This is a genomic window from Acinetobacter sp. AOR43_HL, from assembly GCF_027854635.1.
GTDB classification, from domain to species: Bacteria; Pseudomonadota; Gammaproteobacteria; order Pseudomonadales; family Moraxellaceae; genus Acinetobacter; species Acinetobacter pittii.
Map to the genome: position 1 here is coordinate 1 of NZ_JAKTHX010000030.1, position 7,438 is coordinate 7,438.

At 47.9% G+C, this 7,438-nt stretch carries 6 protein-coding genes, 3 pseudogenes and 1 other annotated feature; of the genes and pseudogenes, 5 read left to right on the plus strand and 4 right to left on the minus strand.

Annotation, left to right across the window (positions count from 1 at the left end; genetic code table 11):
- Positions 1-44 precede the first annotated feature (44 nt).
- The 3 genes and pseudogenes from MKL33_RS15050 to MKL33_RS15060 all read left to right on the plus strand — a co-directional run bounded on the left by MKL33_RS15050 (position 45) and on the right by MKL33_RS15060 (position 2,659).
- Positions 45-1,264, plus strand: a protein-coding gene (locus MKL33_RS15050; protein ID WP_103270969.1) for an IS3 family transposase whose coding sequence is annotated in 2 segments (ribosomal slippage) — positions 45-321 and positions 321-1,264 — 1,221 coding nt in all. Because the reading frame shifts where the segments join, the coding sequence is not laid out codon by codon here.
- Positions 320-436 (plus strand) — a sequence feature (AL1L pseudoknot). (Overlaps the previous gene by 117 nt.)
- A 40-nt stretch (positions 1,265-1,304) precedes the next feature.
- A pseudogene (locus MKL33_RS15055) lies at positions 1,305-1,484 on the plus strand (IS3 family transposase); the annotation flags it as partial.
- 161 nt (positions 1,485-1,645) lie between these two features.
- Entirely contained in the window at positions 1,646-2,659 is a 1,014-nt protein-coding gene (locus MKL33_RS15060; RefSeq protein ID WP_228132080.1) for a hypothetical protein, read from the plus strand.
- Positions 2,660-3,389: 730 nt separating this feature from the next.
- Here the strand turns inward: MKL33_RS15060 and MKL33_RS15065 are convergent.
- The 4 genes from MKL33_RS15065 to MKL33_RS20695 form a co-directional block, all read right to left on the minus strand.
- On the minus strand, positions 3,390-4,541 hold the full coding sequence (locus MKL33_RS15065; RefSeq protein ID WP_000221973.1) for a S1C family serine protease: 1,152 nt from the start codon (positions 4,539-4,541) through the stop codon (positions 3,390-3,392).
- A 19-nt stretch (positions 4,542-4,560) separates the two neighbouring features.
- The gene (locus tag MKL33_RS15070) at positions 4,561-5,514 is read right to left on the minus strand and encodes a zinc metalloprotease HtpX (protein WP_005130184.1); all 954 of its coding nucleotides are present in this window, start codon (positions 5,512-5,514) and stop codon (positions 4,561-4,563) included.
- Entirely contained in the window at positions 5,501-5,989 is a 489-nt protein-coding gene (locus MKL33_RS15075; RefSeq protein ID WP_005130182.1) for a phosphate-starvation-inducible PsiE family protein, read from the minus strand. The genes MKL33_RS15070 and MKL33_RS15075 overlap by 14 nt, the downstream gene beginning before the upstream one ends.
- Positions 5,990-6,112: 123 nt before the next feature.
- Complete coding sequence (locus tag MKL33_RS20695) at positions 6,113-6,403, minus strand: diguanylate cyclase domain-containing protein (RefSeq protein WP_431732262.1); 291 nt, start codon at positions 6,401-6,403, stop codon at positions 6,113-6,115.
- Here MKL33_RS20695 and MKL33_RS15080 point away from each other — a divergent pair.
- A pseudogene (locus MKL33_RS15080) lies at positions 6,391-6,739 on the plus strand (IS630 transposase-related protein). The gene MKL33_RS20695 and the pseudogene MKL33_RS15080 overlap by 13 nt on opposite strands.
- A gap of 186 nt (positions 6,740-6,925) precedes the next feature.
- A pseudogene (locus tag MKL33_RS15085) lies at positions 6,926-7,438 on the plus strand (IS5-like element ISAba13 family transposase); the annotation flags it as partial.

Below are 7,438 nucleotides of genomic sequence, written 5' to 3' on the forward strand. Positions count from 1 at the left end.
GTACCGGGTTTGTCGGAGAGTCAATATTCTGAGAGACTATCCCGATGACAAAATTAAAATATACCCCTGAAATCAGAGAAAGAGCGGTTCAATTATTGATTGAATCTGAAAAAGATTATCCATCGAATTGGGCTGCGATCACCGCTATTGCTCCCAAGATAGGTTGTACTCCTGAAACACTACGTGTTTGGTATCAAAAATATTTAGATAAACTAAATCCAGTTAAAGTACAGCAGCTTTCAGATCAAGAACGTATTAAACAACTCGAACGTGAAAATAAAGAACTGCAACGCGCCAATGAGATTCTACGTAAAGCAGCCGCTTTTTTCGCCCAGGCGGAGCTCGACCGCCCACACAAATAATGGTGGATTTTATCCATAATAATAAAGAGCTGTACGGAGTCGAGGCGATTTGTAGAATTTTACCGATCGCACCCTCAACCTATTACCGGACTCTAGATCTCTGCGAAAATCCAGAACATCGAGCAAAGCGAGATTTACATGACTTGCATCATGCTGAGGAGATTAAACGAATTTGGAAGGAAAGTTCAGGTCGGTATGGTGTACGTAAAGTCTGGCAAAAACTGAAACGTGAAGGCTATATTATTGCACGCTGTACTGTTGCTCGATTAATGAAAAAGCTAGGTATACAAGGTGTTTGGCGAGGTAAGAACAAACAAACCACCCGTAGCCGAGATGACCAAAAACGAGCAGATGATTTAGTGAAACGTAATTTTACTGCTGATCATCCTGACCAACTGTGGGTCAGTGACTTTACGTATATTCAAACTCATTCAGGCTGGGTCTATACCGCCTTTATTATTGATGTGTTCTCACGAGCAATTGTTGGCTGGAAAGTATCTACACGAATGAATACAGATATGGTGCTCGATGCATTAGAGCAAGCATTGCATGATCGAGGCATGCCAAAGAATGTGATTCATCATTCCGACAGAGGTGTGCAATATCTTTCCATTCGTTATACCCATCGTTTAGAAGCAGCAAATTTACGAGCATCAGTCGGTACGACTGGTGATTCATACGATAATGCTTTGGCTGAAACGGTGAATGGCTTATACAAAACAGAGGTGATTGAATATCTAAAAGCAGATTGGCAAGGTTTAGCAGATGTACAACTTGCGACACTAAACTGGGTAGATTGGTTCAATAAAAAGCGTGTACACAGTGCACTGGGTTATGTATCGCCTTTTGAGTTTGAAGCAATGTACTATGATAAGATTAACCCGTTAGGTCAGGTGGCCTAACTTAAATAAAAAAGTCTCCGACAAACCCGGTACGGTTCACTTTTGGGGAATACTGAAAAATGAGTTAGTGCATCATTACAACTATCAAACCAGAGAAGAAGCCAAAGCAGATATTATAAAATACATTGAATTATTTTATAATCATCGAAGAATTCAAAAGGGTTTGGGTTTTAAGACACCAAATCAAATGGCCGAAGACTTTTATAAGTTGGCTGCCTAGAATCTCCCAAGGGAAAGTCTCCTGATAATTCAGCGTATATCATTTGGGGATGTTCACAAAAGAAAGGAAAGATTTGGTCACCAAAAGCAGGGAATCTTGTTGATTGGCAAGAATGGAGTCAGAATGCTTGGGATAAAATTCACTCTGAAGATGAAATAGATGTGAATAATTTAGTTAAAGACTTTCTAAAACCAATTCGAATTAATAAAGCGTATAAATATTACCCTCTGTTTGCAGAATGGGGAGAAACGCTACAAAATGCATTTGAAGATAAAGTAAATATTTTGTTTGATCAGACAGAAATTCCTTTGTTTTTAGCTGATCTAAACGTTTTTAAGGATGAATCTGAGCAACTTTATATAAAAATCTATACAGAAGATCTCTTTGGTTTATATCGCTTAAATATTTCAGATCAATTTCCCTCAGGCTACATGTATGAACATGTTGAAGGAAGTTTAATATCTATTAAGACTCATAGTTCAACTATTTCTTTCGAGGAAAAAATGGTGAAAGATCCAGTTAGGATCCATTATGTTGATGGTTCAATGAGTTATAACTGTTATTTGATCCAAATAAATTTAATAGACAATACCTTCGATGTAGATGGTTTGAATCAAATTAATTGGACTGTAGATATTACTAAAGAATCAATGGGGAAAGCCCAAACTAAAAATACTGTCCAATTTCAAACTTTGAGTATGATTCAAGATCAATTTGAAATAATAATTAATGATGATGGCAGTGGTGAAATTGCTGATCTAGTCGCTTTAAGACAAGAGAATAACGAAATAATTCTAAGTTTATATCATTGTAAATATTCAAGTTCGCCTGAAGCTGGTCGAAGATTAGCTGATATGTATGAAGTTTGTGGACAAGCTCAGCGTTCTATACGTTGGAAACATGCGGGTCTAAAACACTTATTCAAACATATCAACGGTCGTAACAATAAATGGCTATCTGAAGGTTTTAGTAGATTTGTAAAAGGTGAGTTAGCTGACTTAGAAAAATATAGAAATATGGCAAATACGATGCCAATTAAATTAGAGGTAACAATTGTTCAGCCCGGCTTAAGTAAATCAGTTATTACCGAAGAGATATCAAAGTTATTAGCATGTACTGAATCGTACATAAAGAAAACAACAAGAGCTGACCTAAAAGTTTGGTGTTCGACATGAGCCTTGTTTTAATCTAATAATTGAAATGAACCAAATGCTTTATCGATTTGAACCATAGATTTAAAATGGAATCGGTTTTTTATGACTTATTTGGTTGTATTTTGATCTAGTTTTTCTATATTTTATGACTAAAATTATGACTAAAAGAAAATATAAAATAAGTCTTTAAAAATAAAGACTTATTAATCTAGTCATAATCTTGGTCACATCTTTCACCAAGGTTAAGTTTCATCCTAACCCTAAAAACAGAGAGAAACGTCGCGCGCTCTCCTATTCATAAAAAATCCATTTTATATCAGTATGTTGTGAGCACTTACACCCGAGACTGGATCGTTTTGCCTTTCATGGGAGAATGATTAAGGGCGCTAAAGTATCATCCTAATTTTCGCCCAGGCTCGAAAAATACGGTAAATGGTGAAAATAAAAATTCATCCTTTTCCGATGTTGCCCGTTCCAACACGTAAGCAGTCAGTCAGAAAAAACACATAGATCCAATCCCTAGCGAGCATTGAGCTCTCTCATCCGTGCCAACTGCTCCAACCCTTGGACGCCCTAAATGCTTACCCAAAAAAATCAACATCTTCTTTTAAAAACACAATCAAAAATGACTCCCTTATATCCATTTAACCTAAACAGCCTTCCCCCCACTGCACTAGCTAGGGCTCGTAGTTCGGCGCAAGGCTGAAGTCGCTTGACTGCTTCGCTGTGCAGATCCATGACCCACTTTCCATCAAACTCCCGGTTGTAGTTCCACAAGCATCTCGCGAGTCTTGCCGGCCCGCTCCACTAACAAGACCACAACATCTCCAACGTTCTTGTCGTCTAGCCGGGCCTGTAATGTGGTGACGTCGTCGACGGCGATACCGTCGATGCTGATAACGCGATCGCCGGGCACGATGCCGCCTGCGGTGACCTCGACGCCGACGAGCCCGGCCCTGTGCGCCACCGAGCCCGGCGTCACGCGCAATACGAATACGCCCTTACTACCGGTCAGCGCCTGCAGACGCGCGTTGAGCTGCTCATCCACCTCGATGCCCAGCGCCGGACGGATGTACTTGCCGGTCTTTATGAGTTGCGGCACCACGCGCATGACGGTATCCACCGGCACAGCGAAACCGATGCCAGCGGACGCGCCCGAAGGGCTGTAGATGGCGGTGTTGATGCCGATCAGCCGCCCAGCCGAATCGAGCAGCGGGCCGCCGGAGTTGCCGGGGTTGATAGCGGCGTCGGTCTGGATCAGGTGATCGATGGCAGGCCCGCCCCCTTCGCCGTCGAGGGTGCGGTCGAGCGCCGAGACGATGCCGGTGGTGAGCGTCCAGTCCAATCCGAAGGGATTGCCGATAGCGAACACTTTCTGCCCGACCTTGAGGTCGGCACTGGTGCCCACCGGCACAGCTGGCGGGCGCTTGAAGCCGACGCCGATCTTGAGCACGGCGATGTCGTGCTCGGGGCTGGCGCCCACCAGCGCAGCCTGATAATCGCGACCGTCGGCCAGTTTGACCGTGGCAGACGATGCCCCCTGGATGACGTGGAAGTTGGTCACCACGTGGCCGGCATCGTCCCAGATGAAGCCGGAGCCGGTGCCGCGCGGCACGGAAAAGACATTGCGCGACCAGACGTCACGCACCAGTTGCGCCGTGGTGATGTAAACCACCGACCCGCGCGATTTCTCGAACAGTTGGATGGTGGTCTGCTCGTCTGCCGCCAGATCACCACGCGGTGTCACCGTGCGCTCGGCCGCTTCGCGCGGACTGAACCAGGCTTCGATGGCAGGCAAGAACTGCCACAGCAGCATGAGTGCGGCGATGCAGCCAGTGATGACGAGCCAGCGCCGGATGAATCGGTCCGGCGCCGGGCGGCTGTTGAGATCGGGGTAGGTCATGCCATTCTCCTTGTTGAAATCAGCGCCAGACACCGCTGGCGCGCCAACGCGGTGGGCGTGGCGCCAAGGGGATGTCTGGCAGAAATGGGCTGGAATGAAGCGGTTGCGGTGCCATCGAATCAGCCAATTCCCGCAAGCGTTGGATGCGCTCTGGCGTCGCCGGATGCGTGCGCAACCAGGAGGGTTCCGGGTTGCCCCATCCGGGCAGCAGCCAGGCGCGACTCTCCCGCTCGATCTTGGCGAGCGCCAAAGCCAATCCCTGTGGGTCGCCGGTCAATTCGGCGGTGAGCCGGTCGGCGTCGAATTCGCGCACCCGCGACAAACCCAGTTGCGCCAGCAGCGCGAGCTGCGGCGAAACGGCCAGCAACAGCAGCGCCGGCCACTGGATAGCGACTGTGCCCCACAGTAAGGCCGGCAGGCTGAAGAGGAGCATGATTTGCCCCAACAAGGCCAGAAGATGGGTGAGCCGGCTGATGGAATCGGCCAGCCCCATGACACGCAAATCCTCGTTCGCAATATGCGCGATTTCGTGGCCGAGCACGCCGGTCAACTCGCGGAGCGTGAGGCTACGCAGCAGACCGTCGGTCAGCGCGATGGCCGCGTGATGCTTCGTACCGGTGGCGAAGGCGTTGACGACCCCGCTGGGCACGTAGTGCGGTACCGGCACGGCAGGCAACCCGGCCCGCGCCGCCAGTTCGCGCAACACAGCCCAAAGATCGGGCGCTTCATTCGGGTGCAGAGGGCGTGCGCCATACAGCCGCAGGGTCAGCCCGGAAGCCGCCGCCGGTTCGAGCAGCAGGGTGAACCCCGCGGCCGCCAGCGCCAGCCACAGAGCGCTGTCACCCAACAGCAGGCTGCCGGCGACGGCGGCAATCCCGAGCAGGGTCAGCACCAACAGCGCGGTTTGCAGGCGATTGAGCCAGCGATGCCGCGCGCCGGCAGCCTGCGCGTGGCGCCGATCACGATGGCTCATTTGGGCTTTCCCCAGCGGCCCGGTCATCGCGCTCGCGCAGCAGCCAGTAAGTCGCCCCGAGGGCCAGCATCGCGCCTGCGAGCGCCGCGATCTTGGCGGGGCTGGTCTCCGGGTCGAGGATCACGAACTTGCGCGCCAGGGCGATCAGCCCGATCAGGATCACCGTCTTGACTTGGATGATGCTATCGCGGCGCAAGGCCACCCGCACGATGGAATGCTTAAACTCCATGGCGATGAGCAGCGTCATGATCATGCCGAACACGGTCTGGAAGACCTTGTGATCGAGCGGATTGAACGCATCGATGACCAGCAGGCTGAAGACGATCGAGATCAGCTGCAGCAGCGAGACCACGATGATCACGGCAATGATTGCGGACAGCGCGAGCGCGATCACCTGTTCGAAGCGCTCGTAGAACGTCATCACTGCCCATTGGGCACGAAATGTTTTGATCGGGTCCAGTTGCTTTTCCTTCATCGCCATTCCTCTCAATTCTGAAATACTTGTGCGCCCACAACTTGGTTGCGCCCTTGTCTTTTTGCCTGGTAGAGCGCGCTGTCCGCCTGCTGCATCACCTGCTCGGAAGAGTTTAAGCAGACGTCAAGGGGGCCACCCCCATGCTGGCGCTATAGCTGATCGACACCTCTCCACACACCACCGCTGTCGTCGCAACGTCTTGACGAAATCGCTCCGCCCATACTTGGGCGTCTTCAATCGATGCCGCTTCCAACAACACAGCGAATTCCTCCCCCCAATCCGGGCAGCCATGTCGGTTGCGCGAATGTGTTCCCTCAACCGTGCAGCAAAGTGCTTGAGCACCTCATCGCCGCACCCGTGTCCATATAGTAAGCACGCAAAAAAACCAATACAATACCGATATGAGTTATCCAATACATTTTAGAAAGAAAATATTAGCCAAGCTTGAAGAAGGCCAATCTATTCGAGCGGTTGCTCAGCACTTCGAAATTGATAAAAATACAATTGTCGAATGGAAAAAAGCGAATCGAAATAAAAAGAACTCGACCAAGAAAACCATCTAAAGTTGATGATGATGCCTTACGTGCAGATGTTGAGCAATATCCTGATGATTATCAATATGAACGCGCTGCTCGTTTTGGTTGTGGTATTTCTACAATTGGAGATGCGCTCAAGGATCTAAATATCACAGTTAAAAAAAGACCTTACTGCACCCGAAAGCAAAAACAGAACTCAGAGAGCAGTATTTAAAAGATTTAAACCGATTAAGGTATCAACACCCAATCATCTATCTTGATGAAAGTGGATTTAAATCTCATGAACATAGACCTCATGGTTATTCAAAACAGGGAAATCCTTGTTATGGAACATATAATTGGCAATGGCTTTGTTGCACAAACCTATCTCTAAAGGCTTATTCCACAATATAATTTTCAAATGAATAAGTCGACACCTAAAATTTATCGCACAACCAATTGGTCTTCATATAACCGAGCTCTCATTAATCGTGGAAATATTGCCATTTGGTTTGATCCTGCTACGCAATGGTATGCCCCATCAAAAGGCAAACAAGGACGAAATCAAACTTACTCCGACGCAGCTATCCAATGCTGCCTAATGATTAAATCTCTCTTCCGATTGTCTTTACGCATGGTCACTGGCTTTGTTCAAAGTCTCATCCATCTTTGTGGGTTAAATTGGATAGCGCCAGACTACACTACAATTTGTAGACGACAACAGCATATTGATATTGTGATTAGCTATCAAAAAAGTTGTGATGGACTGTATCTAATCGTTGACTCTACAGGTCTGAAATTCTTAGGTGAGGGTGAATGGAAGCGTAAAAAACATCAGTCTGAATATCGTCGCCAATGGCGTAAATTACATATGGGTATAGATGCTAAAACCTTACAAATACGCGCTGTTCAGCTCACAACCAACAATGTGAGT